Here is a 17,868-nt window from a genome sequence, read left to right as displayed (position 1 = left end):
GATCGATCAATGACCTTTACGGCGCGCGCGGTTCGGTTTATGCCCTGAACGGGGCAGACGAATGGCGGCGCATGACCAGGATACGGGCGACCGAGGGGCGGGAGACGGAGGGGCGGGAGACGGGCGGGCGGAAGACCGGGGGCCCGGACGGGAAGCCGGCCGCTGTGCCGCCCGGCAGCATTTCGGCCTATCTGGTCGCCGAGGCCCTGGCCGGCGCCCATCTGCGGCGGCTGGACACAGGACCGGTTCTGCGGGCCGCCGGCATCGATCCGGTGGCGTTGACGCGGCCCGGCGCCCGCGTGACGACCGATCAGTATGCCATGCTGTGGCGTGGCCTGACCCTGCTGCTGGATGATGAATTCTTCGCGATGAACCCAAGGCGGCTGAAACGCGGCAGTTTCGGCTTCATGTGCGCCGCCGCCCGCGAGGCGCCGGATCTGGCCGCCGCCTTCCGGATCATGACCCGGTTTCTGATGCTGGCCTTCGACGGCGTGGATCTGCGCCTGCTGCGCCATGGCGATCAGGCCGAGCTGGTGATGCGCGGCCGGCGCCCGTCGGCCACGGCAGCCGCGACGGAGTCGGCACAGCCCACCGATGCCGGCCCGCCGCGCGCCTTCGCCGATTTCACCATCTGGCTGATGCTGCATGGCGCCGCCTGCTGGCTGATCGGCCGGCGGATCGCCATTCAGCGCGTCGACATCCGGGCGAAGGCGCCGGTCTATATCGACGATTACCGGCGGCTGTTCTGCGATGATCTGCGCTTCGGCCAGCCGGTCAGCCGGCTGGTGTTCGCGGCCGCCCTGCTCGACATGCCGGTCGACCGGTCGCGCCGCTCGCTGACCCGGTTTCTGAAACAGGCGCCGGGCAATATTCTGGTGCGCTATCGCAACGCCGATGCCTGGCTGGTGCGGGTGCGCCACCAGCTGCGCGACCGCCACCCCGACGACTGGCCGGATATCGACCGGCTGGCGGCCGATTTCGGCGTGTCGACGGCGACCCTGCATCGCCGCCTGGCGGCGGAAGGCCAGAGCTATCGCAGCATCAAGGACGCGCTGCGCCTGGATATCGCCACAGAGGTGCTGCGCGACCCGGCGGCCAGCGTCGCCGATGCCGCCGCCGCCGCCGGTTTCGCCGACCCGTCATCCTTCCATCGCGCCTTCCGCAAATGGACCGGGGTCAGCCCCGGCCGCTATCGGCGCGACGGCGGCATCGTGGCACCATGAAGGCCATCCTGATCTATGCCCTGGCCGCCGCCGCCGAAATCGCCGGCTGCTTCGCCTTCTGGGCCTGGTCGCGGCTGGACGGGGGGGCACGGCTGGATCGCAGCGCCCTGTGGCTGGTGCCGGGCGTGATCAGCCTGATCGCCTTCGCATGGCTGCTGACCCGGGTCGACGCCGCTTTCGCCGGGCGCGCCTATGCCGCTTATGGCGGGATCTATATCCTGTCGTCGCTGATCTGGATGTGGGTGGCCGAAGGATCGCGCCCCGACCGCTGGGATGTGGCGGGCGGTGCCATGTGTCTGGCAGGCGCGGCGATCATCCTGTTCGCACCGCGCGGCCCCTGAGCGCGCACGACGCCTGGGCGCGCACGACGCCTGGGCGCACGCGGCCTTCTGCCGCAGGACGGCCGCCCATGTCGCATCGGAACCACGGCGCCCGGTCGCGCTCCGTAGCGATATCGCGCGGCATCGCACGCGCTGATCCCCGGCCACGACAAGGACTTACGCGCCAATCGCCGCGGCGGGTCTTGTCGGCATGCGGGCGCAGGCGATCGGCGACCGGGGACCGATCCTGCGACACTGGAACGCTTGAGCCCGCGCCCCGGCGGTGGTTGCATGGCCGCAACCGGATGCGCGGAAACATCGCCATTGCCGGAACGCTGGCGCGCGCAACCTTAACCCGCGTCACGTCGTTGGTTCCGTTGCGTCCATAAACCACCGAGATCGTCCGACAGGCCACACAAGACGCCTGCACCGGAAACCGTGTCCGAGGAGATGAGCCATGGCAGCCACACCAGCGAGGCCGATGGCCCGGCGACGGCGCCCCGGGGCCGTGCCGGCCAGCGGATGGGGAGGCACGCGTCATGTTTGAACAGGCAGACGCGGTGCTTCTGGCCCGCATCCAGTTCGCGTTCACCGTGTCGTTCCATTTCATCTTTCCCGCCTTCTCGATCGGCCTTGCCAGCTATCTGGCGGTGCTGGAGGCGTTGTGGCTGAAGACCGGCCGCGACGTCTATCTGACGCTGTTCAAATACTGGCTGAAGATCTTCGCCCTGGCCTTCGGCATGGGCGTGGTCTCGGGCATCGTGATGTCGTACCAGTTCGGCACCAACTGGTCGGTGTTTTCCGACAAGGCCGGCCCGGTCATCGGGCCACTGATGGCCTATGAGGTGATGACCGCCTTCTTCCTGGAAGCGGGCTTCCTGGGCGTGATGCTGTTCGGCATGAACCGGGTGGGTCGCGGGCTGCATTTCGTGGCGACCCTGGCGGTGGCCGTCGGCACCTTCATCTCGGCGTTCTGGATCCTGTCGGCCAATAGCTGGATGCAGACGCCTGCCGGATTCTCGATCAACGATGTCGGTCAGTTCGTGCCCGAAAGCTGGCTGGAGATCATCTTCAACCCGTCCTTCCCCTATCGTCTGGCGCACACGGTTCTGGCCGCCTATCTGACCACCGCCCTGGTGGTGGGCGCCGTGGGGGCCTGGCATCTGCTCCGCGATCGGGCCAATGAGGGCGCGCGGGTGATGTTCTCGATGGCCATGGGGCTGGTGATGGTGGCGGCGCCGATCCAGATCTTCGCCGGCGACATGCATGGCCTGAACACGCTGGAGCATCAGCCGGCCAAGGTGATGGCCATGGAAGGCCATTTCCAGAGCCATCGCGACGGCGCGCCGCTGATCCTGTTCGGCATTCCCGATCAGGAACGGGCGACGGTCGACTATGAAATCTCGATCCCCAAGGCGTCGTCGCTGATCCTGAAACACGATCTGAACGCGCCGCTCGACGGGCTGGAGACGGTCGACCGGGCGGACTGGCCCTATGTGCCGATCGTGTTCTGGTCGTTCCGGATCATGGTCGGGCTGGGCTTCCTGATGCTGGCCCTGGGCGGCTTGGGGCTGCTGGCGCGGCTGCGCGGCACCCTGCATCAGTGGCGCCCCCTGCACCGCTTCGCGCTGGTGATGGGGCCAAGCGGCTTCGTGGCGGTGATCGCGGGCTGGGTGACCACGGAAGTCGGCCGCCAGCCCTTCACGGTCTATGGCCTGTTGAGAACCGCGCAATCGGCCTCGCCACTGGATGCGCCGGCGGTGGCGGCGTCGCTGCTGGCCTTCATCCTGGTCTATTTCATCGTCTTCGGCGCCGGCACCATCTACATCCTGAAGCTGATGGGCAAGCCGCCGCAGATCACCGGCCCGGCCGGCGACATGGAAGACGACGCACAGCCGCCGGTACGCGCGGCCGGCATCACGCCAGCCAGTTCGGTCAGCCCCGGCCGGGCGATCGGCGGGCAGCACGGCACCCATGAAGGAGGGCCACGGCGATGACCGGTTTCTTCGACCTGCCGACCATCTGGGCCTTCGTCATCGCCTTCGCGGTGTTCGCCTATGTGGTGATGGACGGCTTCGATCTGGGCCTTGGCATCCTGTTCCCCGGCTTCGAGCCGGGGCCGGAGCGCAACCGGGTGATGAACACGGTGGCCCCCGTCTGGGACGGCAACGAAACCTGGCTGGTGCTGGGCGGCGGCGGGCTGATGGCCGCCTTCCCGCTGGCCTATGCCATCGTGCTGCCGGCGCTGTATGCGCCGATCATCGCCATGCTGCTGGCACTGATCTTCCGGGGCGTCGCCTTTGAATTCCGCTGGCGCGACCCCCGCCACCGCCGCACCTGGGACATCGCCTTCACCGCCGGATCGGTGGTGGCGACCTTCGCGCAGGGTGTGACGCTGGGCGCGCTGTTGCAGGGCATCGCCGTGGAAGGCCGCGCCTATGCCGGCGGCTGGTGGGACTGGCTGACCCCGTTCAGCCTGCTGGTGGGGGCAAGCCTGGTCGTCGGCTATGCCCTGCTTGGCGCCACCTGGCTGATCATGAAGACCGACGGCGTGCTGCAGTTGAAATGCTATACGCTGGCACGCAATCTGGGCATCGCGACCCTGATCTGCATGGCCGCGGTCAGCGCCGCGACCCCATTCCTGTCGGGCGCCTATTACGAGGCGTGGTTCGCATGGCCGCGGGTGCTGTTCACGGCGCAGGTGCCGCTGCTGGTGCTGATCTGCACGGTGGTGTTCTTCATCGGCCTGCGGCGCGGCTGGGAATTCATGCCGTTCCTGATGGCGCTGGCCTTCTTCACCCTGGGGCTGATCGGGCTGGGGGTGAGCATCTTCCCCAACATCGTGCCGCAGGCGGTGACCATCTGGCAGGCCGCCGCCCCCGATGACAGCCTGATCTTCATGCTGGTCGGCGCGGTGGTGCTGATCCCGATCATCCTGGCCTATACCGGCTATGCCTATTGGGTGTTCCGCGGCAAGACCGGCCATGAGGGGTATCATTGATGGCCGACAGGAAGACACGCCACGTGCCACATGCGCGGCAATGGCCCCGCGCACGGCAATGGCCCAGTGCCCGGCAATGGATCTGGTTCGTGGGGCTGTGGGCCGCCGGTGTCGGCGTGACCATGGCGGTGGGGCTGGTGATCAAGGCGTGGCTGGCCTGATCCCTCGCCCTGCGCGCTCTCTCCACCAACCTGCCCCTACCCTGCAAGCTCCACCAGCAGGGCCGCCAGAACCCGGGCGCCGGCGTGGATATCCGCCGGCGCCGCCCGCTCGGTGGGATGATGGCTGATCCCCTGGTGACAGGGGATGAAGATCATCGCCGAGGGGGCGACCGCGTTCAGATGGCGGGCGTCATGACCGGCCGCCGATGGCAGATCCATCGCGGCATGGCCCAGCACCGCGGCGATGTCGCGGGTGCGGCGGCGGAGGCTGTCGGGAAAGATCAGCGACGGCGCATCGACCAGCCGGTCGACCTGTACCGTACAGCCCTGGGCCAGTTCGGCACAAAGGCCGGCGACGGCATCGCCGAAGCGCTGCATCACGGCGGTGTCGAAATGGCGCAGATCGATCGAGAACACCACCCGCGCCGGCACCACCGAGGGTGCGTTGGGTGAGACGGTGAACCGGCCGACCGTGAACATCAGCGCATCATCGGCAGCCCGGGCGATGCCGTGCAGCCGCTGGACCATGGCGCTGGCGGCGATCAGCGCATCGCGGCGTTCGGCCATGGGCTTCGTGCCGGCATGGGCCTCCTCTCCGGTCACGGTGACGCGGAAGGTCTGCTTGCCCTGAATGCCGGTGACGGCGCCGATGGCGCAGCCTTGCGCCTCCAGCACCGGCCCCTGTTCGATATGGGCCTCGACATAGGCCTCGACCGGCATGCCCAGTTCGCGCACCGGCACATCGGGGAAGGCCGCGTTCACCTGTGCCAGCGCCTCGGCGACGCTGCAACCATCGGCATCAGTCACCGCCATAATTTCGTCCAACGGTCGCACGCCGGCAAAGGCTTCCGAGCCCATCATGCCGGGGGCGAAGCGCGAGCCTTCCTCGTTCATCCAGGCCACCGCCTCAATGCTGCGCCGGGGCTGATGGCCGCTGTCGCGGAGCGCTTCCAGAACCTCCATCGCCGCCAGCACGCCGAAGATGCCGTCGAACCGGCCGCCGGTGGGCTGGCTGTCCATATGCGAGCCCGACAGCACCGGCGGCAGATGCGGTTCGCGTCCCGCCAGCCGAAAGAACAGATTGCCGGCCGGGTCGGTGGCCACGCTCAGGCCGCGGGCACGGGCGATGGCGATCAGATGGTGGCGGGCGGCGATCTCTTCCGCCGACAGCGCCTGACGATCGACCCCGCCATCCTCGCGGGCGCCGAACCGGGCCAGGTCCATATGACGCTGCCACAGCCTGTCGGCCGAGACATGGCCGACCACGCGTTCCGCCGCCTCGGTGATCTGCTGCCCCACCGGCATCTGCTCATCTCCCTGCTCGCGGCGCCAATCGGTGCGGCGACGCCAGGCGTTGTCGTCATCATCGGATCCGGGCGCCGCACCGCCGCCGATCAGCCCGCCATCGCCCGCCATCATCGCCTCACGTGGTTTTCATGATCTGGCCAGCCTCGGCACGCGGATCGCGCGGCGTCCAGCGCCCGGCCTCGACCATGGCGATGAACTCGGCGAGAAGCTGGTTGAACAGCGCCGGTTCCTCAAGATTGAGCGTGTGGCCGGTCTTGGGCAGCACCGCCAGACCCGATGCCTGAAGACAGCGCTTCATGAAAATCCCCGGCTGAAGGCAGTGATCGTCTTCATCACCGACCATGATCAGCGCCGGCAGGGTGCAGGCGCGGATCTGGTCTTCCAGATCATAGATCGAGGGTCTCTGCGCCTGAACGCCGCGCATGGTGTTGGCGGCGCCGATGTCGGAATGCTGGGCCAGCCGGTCGGCGAAGGCCTGCCAGCCGCGCGGATCCTTGTTCTGGAACTGCACCCGGCTGGCGCCAAGCGCATAGGTCTTCGAGAACTCGACGGCACCGAGGGTGGCGAAGCGGTCGGCCACCTCCAGCGAGACGCCCCGGAAATAATCCTCATACTGCTTCTCGGCACCATAGCCGGCGCCGGCGATGGTCAGCGACAAGGCGCGCTCGGGTGCTGTGAGCCCGAAATGCAGGGTGGCGAAGCCGCCCATCGACAGGCCGACGATATGGGCACGCGCAATGCCCAGATGATCGAGCACCGCCAGCGCGTCGCTGACCGCGATCGCCTGCGAATAGGCGTCGACATCGGCGGGGATGTCGGATGGCGCATAGCCACGTGCCGAATAGGTGATGCAGCGATGCCGGCGGCTGAAATAGTTGAGCTGTGGTTCCCAGGCGCGGCAATCGCCGCCGAATTCGTGGATGAACAGGATCGGCGTGCCCGATCCCGCCTCTTCATAGTGAAGCCGGACACCGTCGGCGGCGGTTGCATAAGGCATGGGGGTCGTGAACCTCGGATGAGCGATGAACGCGGATCAGAACAGCGGCGGAATATCGTTGCGGCTGCGCGCCCGCCCGGCCATCTCGGGCAGCAGGGCACAGAAGGCTTCCATCCAGGCGACCGGCACGCTGGTCGAGACCTTGATGAAGCGGTCGCCGAAACGCGGGGTGTGATAGGCCCCCTGCCTGATCATGATGCCTGCGGTCTGGAATTCCGCAACCAGTGCTTCGGGGCGGATGCCGGCCTCGATGCATTCCACCACAACGAAATTGCCATGCGACGGATAGACCGGCATCGAAAAACCGGGCAACTGGTCGACCGCCTGCTTGATCAGATCCTGGTTGTGGCGCTGGATGCGCTGCACCTCGGCCATCCATTCGGCCTTGACCGACAGCCCGGCAAGGGCGGCGGCCTGGGCCACGACATTGGCGCCAAGCGGTGCCGTGGAGAACGGCGCGATCCTGTCCATCAGCGCCGGATAAGCGACCAGCGCGCCGATGCGCATGCCGGCCAGCCCCAGCCATTTCGAGAAGCTGACCACCGTCACCGCGCCTTCGGGATAGATCAGGCTGGCGGGGGTGTGGCCCTGGGCGAAATCGCGATAGGTGCTGTCATGGATGAGGATGGCGCCCACATCGCGTGCGATCGCCGCGAAGGCGCCGATCTCGTCGGCGGTATAGGTGATGCCGAGCGGGTTGTTGGGATCGACCAGATAGATGATCGCGGTGTTGTGGTCGACCTCGGCCGCCAGACGCTCAGGGCTGAGCCGGTAGTTGTAGTCCGGCCCCCAGATCGGGATCTCCACCACCTCGGCACCGGCCTGGGCTGCGAATTGCAGCGGCCATTTCCAGCCCGGATCGGTGGTCACGAAGCGGCTGCCGGGTTTGCAGAACACCCGGCAGATCAGCGCCAGTGCCGCGACCGCGCCATCGGTGACCAGGGCGCTGGCACCGGGCAGGCCCAGATCGGCGACGATGCCGGCGCGCAGCGCCTCAAGCCCGGCCGGCGGCGCATAGGCATGAAAGCGCTCGCCATCGATCGCCGCATGCATCGCCTCGGCAACCGCCGGATGCATCGGCACGTGATTGGTGTTCTGCCCCAGCCATTTCAGGTCCGCGTCGGCGAACAGCCGGTCGAAATAGGCGTTCTTGATGTCCAGCGTGCTCACGCCTCGATCTCCTCAAGGGCGCCGGCGACGGCGGCTGCCCCGCGACGGCCGCCATCCTTGATGATCGACCCGCGCGAGGCGATGCCGCCATCGATGGTCACGATCGTGCCACTGACATAGCCGGCGCGCGGCGAGGCCAGAAACACCATCAGATCGGCGACCTCTTCCGCCGTGGCCGGGCGGCCGCCGGGATAGCGGTCGAACAACTCGCGCCAGCGGCCTTCATCGCCGAACATGTCGACGGCGCGCCGCTTCATCAGCCGCACCATGCGGTCGGTTTCCACTGGCCCGGGGTTCACGCCCAGCACACGGATGCCGTAATCCAGGCTCACCCCGCCAAGCGCGCGGGTGAAGGCCATCAGTGCCGCATTGCCGGTGGAGCCGGCGATATAATTGGCATCCCAGTTCTCACCGGAATTGCCGATGTCGTTGATGATCACGCCATGGCCACGCGCCTGCATGCGGGCATAGACCACCCGGGTCAGCGACACATAGCCGAACACCTTCAGGTCGAAGCCGCGCCGCCAGGCGGTGTCGTCGACGGCGTCGATCGGGCCCGAGGGGATGTTGCCGGCATTGTTGATCAGGATGTCGATGTCGCCGGCGGCATCGGCCAGCGCCAGCATCTGCGCGTCGCTCGACAGGTCCATGGCGTGGATGGTGACCGAAACGCCGCATTCGGCCTCGATCAGCGCCTTCGCCTCAACCAGCGCATCGCCGGACCGCGCCGCCAGATGCAGGGTGGCACCCTCACGGGCGAAGCTCCAGGCGGCGGCAAGGCCGATGCCCTTTGATGCGCCGGTGATCAGAACCGTCTTGCCTTTCAGACCCAGCTCCACCGCTCAAGTCCCTCGCTTTTGTACGCAGCATGCGCGTCTATGAATGCAATATCGCTATTATTGTATCCGATAATCGGAATGTCAACCGCCGCCCTGTGCCGGACAGATCCTGCGCCGGGCGGCGGCGTGGTATCGGATCAGAGTTTCTTGTCGCTGGCGGGCACCTTCTCCCACACCGTTTCGTTGAAGGCGGCCTTCAGGTCGACCGGCTCCTTCAGCGCGCCGAAGCTGATCAGATCGGCCTGGACCTTCTCGATGCTGGCCATGTCGAGCGCGCCCAGGCCCTCTTCGGCGGCCCGGCCGGCGACCATCAGCCGTTCGATTTCATCGAGCATCAGCGCCTGATGGCCGCGCTCCAGCCCCTCGGACGCGGCCATGACGATGTCCAGTGCCTCATCCTTGTGTTCGAACGCGTATTTCCAACCTTTGAGTGTGGCGTTCAGGAAGCCCTGAACCAGCTCCGGCTTTTCGGCCAGCACCTTTTCCGAGACCAGAAAACTGTCCTGCTGGGTGGTGACGCCATAATCATCGGGCGTGAACACGGTCAGGTCATCGATGCCCTGAGCCTTCAGCGTGTTGAGTTCGTTATAGAAGGTGACGGTCGCCACATCGAACTGGCCATCGATGAACGGCGCCATGGTCACCGGCTGCGGCATGATCGTCAGCTCCGACTGGTCGATCTTGGCCGCCGCCAGCACCGAATACAGGGTGTATTGCGGGCCGGTGAACCAGGTGGCGACCTTGCGGCCCTTGAAATCCTCGATGGTCTTGATGCCGCTGGCGGCGCGGGCGACGAAGGCGAAGGGCGTCTTCTGCTGCGACATGCCGATGCACACCAGCGGCAGGCCCTTGGCACGCGCGTACAGCACAGCCTCGGTGCCGCTGCCAAGGCCGAAGGTATCGGCGCCCGATGCGACCAGCGCCTCGGCATTCAGATTGGGACCACCGGGATTGATGGTCATGTCCAGGCCCTCGGCTTCATAGAAACCCTTCGCCTTGGCGACATAGAAGCCGGCGAACTGGGCCTGGGGGAGCCATTTCAGCCGCACCGAAACCGCTTCGGCGGCGTTGGCCGGAGACGATCCGCCAAGTGATCCGCCAAGCGGCCCGACCACCGCCGCTGCCGCCAGACCGAGGGCGAGCAGCCCCTGTTTCGCAATCCGCATATACATGGGTTCAGCCTTCCGGAGCTTTTTTGTGTGCAAGGCGGGGGATTGGTGTGCATGAATGACCTAGCAATATGCATGCCATCATCTTCACAGCGGAAACCGGCCGGACATCCGACCATGCCACCGCCTCATATGGCCCATTTATTGGGCAATTCGAAATTCTGAGCACGAATTCGGCATTCTTGTATAATGGATGGCAGAGCCCGATCCCCACGCCCGCATCCCCATGGGAGATATCCGCCCCGATGTCCGCGACGGCACCTCTTCATCATCTGAGTCTGATCCGCCTGGCCTCCGAGATCCGCCATGGCGCCGTGTCGCCCGTCGATGCGGTTCAGGCGATGCTCGACCGGATCGCCCGCCATGACGGGCGCTTGCATGCCTACGCGACCGTCGATGCCGCCGGCGCCCTGGCCCGGGCCGAACAGGCGCGGGACGAAATCGCGCGCGGCCTGTGCCGCGGGCCGCTGCACGGCGTGCCGGTGGCGGTGAAGGATCTGTTCGACACCGCCGATATGCCGACCGAATTCGGCAGCCGGGTGATGCGCGGCCGCAGGCCGGCCACGGATGCCACCGTGGTGGCGCGGCTGCGCGCGGCGGGCGCCATTCTGCTGGGCAAGCTGACCCTGACCGAAGGCGCCTATGCCGACCACCACCCCGACGTCACGCCGCCGGTGAACCCGTGGGGCGCCGCCCACTGGACCGGCACATCCTCCAGCGGATCGGGGGTCGCCGTGGCCGCCGGGCTGATCTGGGGAGCGCTGGGCACCGACACCGGCGGCAGCATCCGCCTGCCATCCGCCTGTTGCGGCATCACCGGCATCAAGCCGACATGGGGCCGGGTCAGCCGCGCCGGCGCACTGGCGCTGGCGCCATCGCTGGACCATGTCGGCCCGATGGCACGCAGCGTTGCCGATGCGGTGGCGATGCTGGGGGTGATTGCCGGCCCCGACCCGCTGGACCTCACCGCCGCCCGCGATACCGTGCCGGATTATGCCGCCGAGATCGCCCGGCCGGTGCGCGGTCTGGCCATCGGCATCGACTGGCGGCTGCTGCGCGCGCGCGCCGATGATGCGGTGCTGGCCTCGATCGATCATGTGGTCGACGTCATGACCGGGCTTGGCGCCCGCATCGTGGATGTGCGCCTGCCTGAGATCGACCCGGTTCTGGAGGGCTGGGCCGTGCAATGCGCGGTCGAGGCCGCCATCGTTCATCGCGACGACTGGGCCACCCGCCCGGACGATTTCGGACCACGCCTGGCGGCGCTGATCGATCGCGGCCACCGCCACACCGCCTTCGAACTGGCCGAGGCGCAGGACCGCCGCCGGATCTTTGCCGGCGCCATGGAGGCGGTGTACGATGCCTGCGACGTGCTGCTGGTGCCGGGCCTGCCGGTGGCCGGCCCGACACTGGATCATATGGCGGGTCTGGGCGAAGACCCGGCGGCGATCCTGGCGATCGGCCCGTTCACGGCGCCCTTCGATGTGGCGGGCCAGCCGACGGTGACCGTGCCCTGCGGGATCAGCGCCGCCGGCATCCCGATCGGCTGCCAGTTCGCCGGCCCGCGCTTCGCCGAGGCCTTGGTCGCCCGCGCCGGCCATGCCTTCCAGACCGCCACCGACTGGCACACGCGGCGCCCCGCCGGCTTCGCCTGATCGCGTCGCGGCTTGACGGGACGCCATGGCTGATGCCAGGGTGGCCCGTCATTCAGGAGCCGCCCCCCGCGATGAGCACCACCAAAACCGCAGACAGATAAGCCGCAGCGACCCGTTCTTCCGGTTGTTGCGGCGCCCCCTTCCCCGGCCAGCGCCGCGCGTTTCCATGCTGCCATCGACGGGTCGGTGGCAGCTATCAAGGATATGGCGTGATGCGCGCGCATACCCCGCCGTGGCGGCTGTCGCTGACCACGACCGTTCTTCTGTTGTCGCCATTCGATCTTCTGGCCTCTCTGGCCATGGACATGTATCTGCCGGTGGTGCCGGTCATGGCCCAGGTGTTGAACACCGATGCCGGTACGGTCCAACTGACCCTGACCGTCTATCTGGTGCTGCTGGGTGCCGCACAACTGGTGTTCGGCCCGTTATCGGACCGGTATGGCCGCCGCCCGGTGTTGCTGACCGGCGCGGTGCTCTATGCCGGCGCATCGTTCGGGCTGGCCTTCGCCGATACCGGCGGCCTGTTCCTGGCGCTGCGCGTGCCGCAGGCGCTGGGCGCCGCCGCCTGTCTGGTGGCGGTGTTCGCCACCGTCCGCGACATCCAGGCCGATCGCCCCGATGGCGCCATGCTCTATGGCCTGCTGGGCGCGCTGCTGGCGGCGGTGCCGGCCGTGGGGCCGGTGCTGGGGGCGGTGGTCGACCATCTCTGGGGCTGGCGGGCGATCTTCACCGGGCTTGGCGGCGCGATGCTGCTGGCCGCCGCCGCCGCATGGCGGTTCTGGCCGGAAACCCGCATCCGCGTCACCCCCCGCCCCATCGCCCCCTGCCCCTGCCCCATCCCCCCCTGCCCACGGGGCCGCGCCATCCGCAATGCGCTGGCCCCCCTCTCGGGTCATCGGTTCTGGACCGGCACGCTGGGCTATGCCGCGGGCATGGGCTGCTTCTTCGTGTTCCTGTCGACAGCACCAGGATTGATGATCGGGCGTCAGGGCCTGTCGCCGATCACCTTCAGCCTGTTGTTCGGCACGGTCGCGGTGGTGATGATGATCACCGCCCGCCTGATCGGCCCACGGGTGCGGCATTGGGGCGCCATTGGCTGTCTGCGCATCGCCATGGCCTGCATCATCGCGGCATCGCTGCTGCTGACGATCGGCGAACTGGCGGCGCCGCACGCCGTGACGGCACTTCTGCTGCCGATGTGGCTGGCCGGCATCGGCATCGCCATCACCGCCACTGTCGCCCCCGGCATCGCGCTTCACGGCTTCGACCACATGGCAGGCACGGCGACGGCGCTGTATTTCTGTGTGGGCGGTGTGGTGCTGGGCGGCGTTGGCACGGCGATGATCGGTCTGTCTGCCGCCGGCACCGCCTGGCCGATCATCGGGTATGGCATCACCCTGCCGGCGACGGTGTGGTGTCTGACAGGACGTCTGTCACGCCGGCCGCAACACCCGGCCTGAACAGCGCCAGCGGCCGGATTTCATAGACCCCGGCACCATCGTCATTGGCGCGGGCAAGGTCGCGGGCGGTGGGCATCAGCCGCGCCACCGGTCCCAGGCGCCCCTGTGCGGCAAGCCCGTCTTCCACCGCCGCCAGCCGGGCCATGGTGCCCTGTTTCTGAACGGGGCTCCATGCGGCGACCGGATGGTGACCCGACGGTGCCGGGACAGTTTATGCAACCAGTTGCATGAATGCCGTGTCCCGGATAGGCTCAACGGCAACAGGTTCCAAGAAACCGTGATCCCGCGTTGATGAGGCAGGCCCGCCATGTACGACACCGAGGCAACCGGGGCGACGCCCCCCTCCCCTTCCACCACCTCCACCCCCTATCCCGCCATGATGGCGCCGCTGGATCTGGGCTTCACCACCCTGCGCAACCGGGTGCTGATGGGATCGATGCATCTGGGCCTGGAAGAAGCGCCCGACGGTTTCGCCCGCATGGCGGCGTTCTATGCCGAACGCGCGCGTGGCGAGGTGGGGCTGATCGTGACCGGCGGCATCGCTCCCAATGAACGTGGCCGGCCGATGGCGGGGGGCGCCATGCTGACCACGGCGGCCGAGGCGCGACATCATCGGGTGGTGACCGATGCGGTTCATGCCGAGGGCGGCCGTATCGCCATGCAGATCCTGCATTTCGGCCGCTATGCCTATCATCGCGATCTGGTGGCGCCGAGCGCGATCCGCGCGCCGATCAACCCGGCCCGGCCCCATGCGCTGACCGCGACCGAGGTTGAGCAGACCATCGCCGATTTCGTCCGCTGTGCCGCCCTGGCGCGCGAGGCCGGCTATGACGGCGTCGAGATCATGGGATCGGAAGGCTATCTGATCAACGAGTTCATCGCCGCGCGCACCAATCATCGCGACGACGACTGGGGCGGATCTTATGAAAACCGCATCCGGTTTCCGGTCGAGATCGTCCGGCGGGTGCGCGACCGTGTCGGCCCGGATTTCATCATCATCTACCGGCTGTCGATGCTGGATCTGGTCGAGGGCGGATCGACCTTCGACGAGGTGGCGATGCTGGCGCGGCACGTCGAGGCCGCCGGCGCCACCATCATCAACACCGGCATCGGCTGGCACGAAGCGCGGGTGCCGACCATCGCGACCCGGGTGCCGCGCGGCGCCTTCGCCTGGGCGACACAACGGCTGAAGGGTCATGTCGGCCTGCCGCTGGTCGCCACCAACCGCATCAACACGCCCGAACTGGCCGAAACGCTGCTGGCCGGGGGCGCCTGCGACATGGTGTCGATGGCCCGGCCCTTCCTGGCCGATGCCGCCTTCATGCGCAAGGCCCGCACCGGCCGCGCCGACGAGATCAACACCTGTATCGGCTGCAATCAGGCCTGCCTGGATCACACCTTCGGCGGCAAGATCACCTCATGTCTGGTCAATCCGCGCGCCTGCAATGAAACCGAACTGGTGATCGCACCCGCGACGGCGCCGAAACGGCTGGCGGTGGTGGGTGCCGGGCCGGCGGGTCTGGCCTTCGCCACCACCGCCGCCGAACGCGGCCATGAGGTGGTCCTGTTCGAAGCCGCCGGCGAGATCGGCGGCCAGTTCAATCTGGCCAAGACCATTCCGGGCAAGGAAGAGTTCCACGAGACCCTGCGCTATTTCCGGCGCCGGATCGAGACCAGCGGCGTGACCCTGCATCTGGGGCATCGGGTGAGCGTGGACGCGCTGATATCAGCCAGCTTCGATGCCGTGGTGCTGGCAACCGGCGTGGTGCCGCGCCAGCCTGCGATCGAGGGGCTGGACCATCCCAGGGTGCTGGGCTATCTCGACGTGCTGCGCGACCGCGCGCCCGTGGGCGAGCGGGTGGCGATCGTCGGTGCCGGCGGCATCGGCTTCGACGTCGCCGAATTGTTGAGCCACCCGGCGGGCGAGGGCCTGCCGGATATCGCCGCCTTCGCACGGGATTGGGGCGTGGATATGGACCCGGCCAGCGCCGGCGGCGTCACCAGACCTGCCCCGCAGGCCGCCGCGCGCCAGGTGCATCTGCTGCAACGCAAATCCGGCCGGCCCGGCGCCGGTCTGGGCAAGACCACCGGCTGGATCCATCGCGCCGCCCTGCAGGCCCGCGGTGTGACCATGACCGGCGGCGTCAGCTATCGGCGGATCGGCGATGACGGCGTCGAGATCGAGACCGGCGGCGCGCCCGCGACCATTCAGGCCGATACCGTGGTGATCTGCGCCGGCCAGGAGCCGGAGCGCAGCCTTGTGGCCGGCCTGGAGGCCGCCGGCTGCACCGTCCACCTGATCGGCGGCGCCGATCTTGCCACCGAGCTGGATGCCAAGCGTGCCATCGACCAGGGCACGCGACTGGCCGCCGCCATCTGACCCACAGACAAGAGACAAACCAAGGAGGAAGCACCCGTGACCACCCCGCATATCCCCAGTGCCGCCACCCCCGCCGTCGCCGCCAGCCTCGGCCTCTGGCATGAGATGATCGCCGCAGACGATCTGAGCCGGCTGCGCGAGATCGTGGCCGAGGATGCCATGTTCCGCTCGCCGATGGCCCATGCTCCCTATGCCTCGGCCGATGCGCTGGTGCTGGCCCTGACCACGGTGATCCAGGTCTTCAAGGATTTCACCTATCACCGCAGCTTCGTGTCGGATGACGGGCTGGACGTGGTGCTGGAATTCAGCGCCACCGTGAACGGCAAGTCGCTGAAGGGGATCGACATGATCCGCTTTGGCGCCGATGGCCTGATCCGGGATTTCGAGGTGATGATCCGCCCGATGAGCGGCATTCAGGCGTTGGGCGCCGAGATGGGCGCCAGAGTTGGCGGCAGCCTGCCGGCCTTCAAGGCCAAGGCCTGATCCCCTGCCCTGTCTACGATCCGGTCGAGGGCCGCTCCGTCGATGCGTCCACGGCCGGATCGCCCAGGATCTCCAGAGCTTCCGTACAGACGTCGATCCAGCTCCGCTCATGACGGATGCCGGTCTTCAGCACCAGATGGCGCAGCCGGCGCTCGCGGGATGCGGGCGCCGGCGTGAAATCGCGGGCCTCGATCGCGAGATAATTGGCCAGCATCTCGCGGTGAGATGCCAGACGTTGGCGCAGGTCGTCCGGCAGCGCGGTATCACCGAGCACCGCCGCCGCACGCAGCCGCACCATCAATTCATCACGCAGCGGCTTCGGCGCGGATCTGTCCTCCACCCAGCGCTTCAGCTCGGCGCGCCCCGCCGGCAGAACCCGATAGTCGCGGCGGCGGCCCCGGCCGCTGTCGGGCTCCATCGATCGTACCCAGCCCGCGGCTTCCAGCCGCGCCAGCTCACGATAGATCTGCTGATGGCTCGCCTGCCAGAAATAGCCGATCGACCGGTCGAAACGGCCGGCCAGTTCCAGGCCGGATCCCGGCCGTTCGATCAGGGCTGTCAGCAGCGCGTGGGGAAGTGACATGGGCTGGGCGATGACTTTCCTGGCAAGGGGCGCGGCCACTCTCCACGGCGGCAGGGCCGGCTGTCAAGACGCAAGCACGGCACCTGGGCCGGCATGATATGACGCCGTGACAAGTTCTGACGTCTGACCGGCAAGGCGGCGCTGAAGTTGATACGCCTGCCCCTGCTCTGCTGAGCGCGGCCTCAATGATATCGGATTATCGGGCACTGACGGCGTCTTGCATCGCCTTCACTGATCGAGGGCCTGACCCGCGCCCATCCCATTGGAGATGGTAGCGAGCGATCGGCCCGGAACGCTGAAGCTGATACGGCATCGCCGCGCTGAAGCTGATACGGCCCGGCTGGCGATTCGTACGGACCGCGGCGTGGCCCGTATGACCGTGGCCGATGGCGCCGCGTTTCGACTTCAGCGTTCATACCGGCGGCGCTCGTCCGACAGAGCACGATGATCCGCTGCGATGACGGCCGGGCCGGTTCATGCTAACGTATCGACTTCAGCGACAGGCTGCCGGGGGATCACGCGATGACCAGCGACCATTCGGAACCGACACCCACCGACCCGACGATGATGAACGCCACCAGCCCGGCCGCACAGGCAGCAGGTCTGCGACGGGCCGGCGTGACGGATGCAGCGACGATCACAGCATTGACCGACGCCGCCTATCGGCCGTGGATCCCGATCATCGGCCGCGAGCCCGGACCGATGGGCGACGACATCGCGGCTTTGCTGTCCGCACCCGGCACGGAGGTATGGATTGCCGATCTGGCCGCCGGACCGGGCGAGATACCGTCCGACGACGGGCCAGGGCAAGCGGCAGGGCGGGCAGCGGGGCTGGTGGTTCTGATGTCTGAACCGGATCATGTGTTGCTGCACAGCGTCGCGGTCGCACCCGTCGCTCAAGGCACCGGGTTGGGGCGCCGGCTGATGCGTTTTGTCGACGGCCGCGCCCTGGAACTAGGCCAGACCCAGATCCGGCTCTACACCCATGTGAAGATGGCGCGCAATATCGTGCTCTATGGCAGGCTGGGCTATCAGGAAACCGAGCGCCGGGTCGACGAGGGCTTTTCGCGCGTCTTCATGACCAAGCAGATCGGCTGAACCCGCCGGCCTGTATCGACT

General features: G+C 67.6%; 16 protein-coding genes and 1 pseudogene. 10 read left to right on the top strand and 7 right to left on the bottom strand.

Annotation, left to right across the window (positions count from 1 at the left end; genetic code table 11):
- Positions 1 to 164 precede the first annotated feature (164 nt).
- The 5 genes from WG924_RS05870 to WG924_RS05850 all read left to right on the top strand — a co-directional run bounded on the left by WG924_RS05870 (position 165) and on the right by WG924_RS05850 (position 4,705).
- Complete coding sequence (locus tag WG924_RS05870; RefSeq protein WP_345932077.1) at positions 165 to 1,223, top strand: AraC family transcriptional regulator; 1,059 nt, start codon at positions 165 to 167, stop codon at positions 1,221 to 1,223.
- On the top strand, positions 1,220 to 1,564 hold the full coding sequence (locus tag WG924_RS05865; RefSeq protein WP_345932076.1) for a YnfA family protein: 345 nt from the start codon (positions 1,220 to 1,222) through the stop codon (positions 1,562 to 1,564). Before WG924_RS05870 ends, WG924_RS05865 begins: the two co-directional genes overlap by 4 nt.
- A gap of 518 nt (positions 1,565 to 2,082) precedes the next feature.
- Positions 2,083 to 3,540, top strand: a complete 1,458-nt coding sequence (locus WG924_RS05860) for a cytochrome ubiquinol oxidase subunit I (protein ID WP_345932075.1) — start codon at positions 2,083 to 2,085, stop codon at positions 3,538 to 3,540.
- A complete protein-coding gene (gene cydB, locus WG924_RS05855; protein WP_345932074.1) occupies positions 3,537 to 4,544 on the top strand; it encodes a cytochrome d ubiquinol oxidase subunit II in 1,008 nt (335 codons plus the stop codon). Before WG924_RS05860 ends, cydB begins: the two co-directional genes overlap by 4 nt.
- Positions 4,544 to 4,705, top strand: a complete 162-nt coding sequence (locus WG924_RS05850) for a DUF2474 domain-containing protein (RefSeq protein ID WP_345932073.1) — start codon at positions 4,544 to 4,546, stop codon at positions 4,703 to 4,705. Before cydB ends, WG924_RS05850 begins: the two co-directional genes overlap by 1 nt.
- 36 nt (positions 4,706 to 4,741) lie before the next feature.
- Here the strand turns inward: WG924_RS05850 and WG924_RS05845 are convergent, their stop codons facing one another.
- From WG924_RS05845 to WG924_RS05825, 5 genes are all read right to left on the bottom strand, one after another.
- Positions 4,742 to 6,121, bottom strand: coding sequence for a M20 family metallo-hydrolase (locus WG924_RS05845; RefSeq protein ID WP_345932072.1), 1,380 nt, complete (start codon positions 6,119 to 6,121; stop codon positions 4,742 to 4,744).
- 7 nt (positions 6,122 to 6,128) lie between these two features.
- Positions 6,129 to 7,010 (bottom strand): alpha/beta fold hydrolase, encoded by an 882-nt coding sequence (locus WG924_RS05840; protein WP_345932071.1) that lies wholly within the window; start codon positions 7,008 to 7,010, stop codon positions 6,129 to 6,131.
- Positions 7,011 to 7,046: 36 nt separating this feature from the next.
- Positions 7,047 to 8,180, bottom strand: coding sequence for a pyridoxal phosphate-dependent aminotransferase (locus WG924_RS05835; protein ID WP_345932070.1), 1,134 nt, complete (start codon positions 8,178 to 8,180; stop codon positions 7,047 to 7,049).
- Entirely contained in the window at positions 8,177 to 9,019 is an 843-nt protein-coding gene (locus tag WG924_RS05830) for an SDR family oxidoreductase (protein ID WP_345932069.1), read from the bottom strand. The genes WG924_RS05835 and WG924_RS05830 overlap by 4 nt, the downstream gene beginning before the upstream one ends.
- A gap of 137 nt (positions 9,020 to 9,156) precedes the next feature.
- The gene (locus WG924_RS05825; protein ID WP_345932068.1) at positions 9,157 to 10,191 is read right to left on the bottom strand and encodes an ABC transporter substrate-binding protein; all 1,035 of its coding nucleotides are present in this window, start codon (positions 10,189 to 10,191) and stop codon (positions 9,157 to 9,159) included.
- Between the two features lie 242 nt (positions 10,192 to 10,433).
- Between WG924_RS05825 and WG924_RS05820 the strand changes: the two genes are divergently transcribed.
- Positions 10,434 to 11,843, top strand: a complete 1,410-nt coding sequence (locus WG924_RS05820) for an amidase (protein ID WP_345932067.1) — start codon at positions 10,434 to 10,436, stop codon at positions 11,841 to 11,843.
- A gap of 212 nt (positions 11,844 to 12,055) precedes the next feature.
- On the top strand, positions 12,056 to 13,303 hold the full coding sequence (gene cml / locus WG924_RS05815) for a CmlA/FloR family chloramphenicol efflux MFS transporter (RefSeq protein ID WP_345932066.1): 1,248 nt from the start codon (positions 12,056 to 12,058) through the stop codon (positions 13,301 to 13,303).
- Here the strand turns inward: cml and WG924_RS05810 are convergent.
- Positions 13,236 to 13,484 (bottom strand): annotated as a pseudogene (locus WG924_RS05810) (hypothetical protein); the annotation flags it as partial. The gene cml and the pseudogene WG924_RS05810 sit on opposite strands and share 68 nt — an antisense overlap.
- A gap of 195 nt (positions 13,485 to 13,679) precedes the next feature.
- Between WG924_RS05810 and WG924_RS05805 the strand changes: the two are divergent.
- Complete coding sequence (locus tag WG924_RS05805; protein WP_345932269.1) at positions 13,680 to 15,683, top strand: oxidoreductase; 2,004 nt, start codon at positions 13,680 to 13,682, stop codon at positions 15,681 to 15,683.
- Positions 15,684 to 15,719: 36 nt separating this feature from the next.
- Positions 15,720 to 16,166: a nuclear transport factor 2 family protein gene (locus tag WG924_RS05800; RefSeq protein ID WP_345932065.1), complete on the top strand. Its 447-nt coding sequence runs from the start codon at positions 15,720 to 15,722 to the stop codon at positions 16,164 to 16,166.
- Between the two features lie 13 nt (positions 16,167 to 16,179).
- On the opposite strand, the gene WG924_RS05795 is transcribed toward WG924_RS05800, so the two are convergent.
- Entirely contained in the window at positions 16,180 to 16,749 is a 570-nt protein-coding gene (locus WG924_RS05795; RefSeq protein WP_345932064.1) for a PadR family transcriptional regulator, read from the bottom strand.
- A 522-nt stretch (positions 16,750 to 17,271) separates the two neighbouring features.
- Between WG924_RS05795 and WG924_RS05790 the strand changes: the two genes are divergently transcribed.
- Positions 17,272 to 17,847 (top strand): GNAT family N-acetyltransferase, encoded by a 576-nt coding sequence (locus WG924_RS05790; protein WP_345932063.1) that lies wholly within the window; start codon positions 17,272 to 17,274, stop codon positions 17,845 to 17,847.
- Positions 17,848 to 17,868 lie beyond the last annotated feature (21 nt).

The organism is Tistrella arctica (assembly GCF_039630945.1).
Lineage (GTDB): Bacteria > Pseudomonadota > Alphaproteobacteria > Tistrellales > Tistrellaceae > Tistrella > Tistrella bauzanensis.
This window is presented reverse-complemented; position numbering and strand designations above follow the sequence as displayed.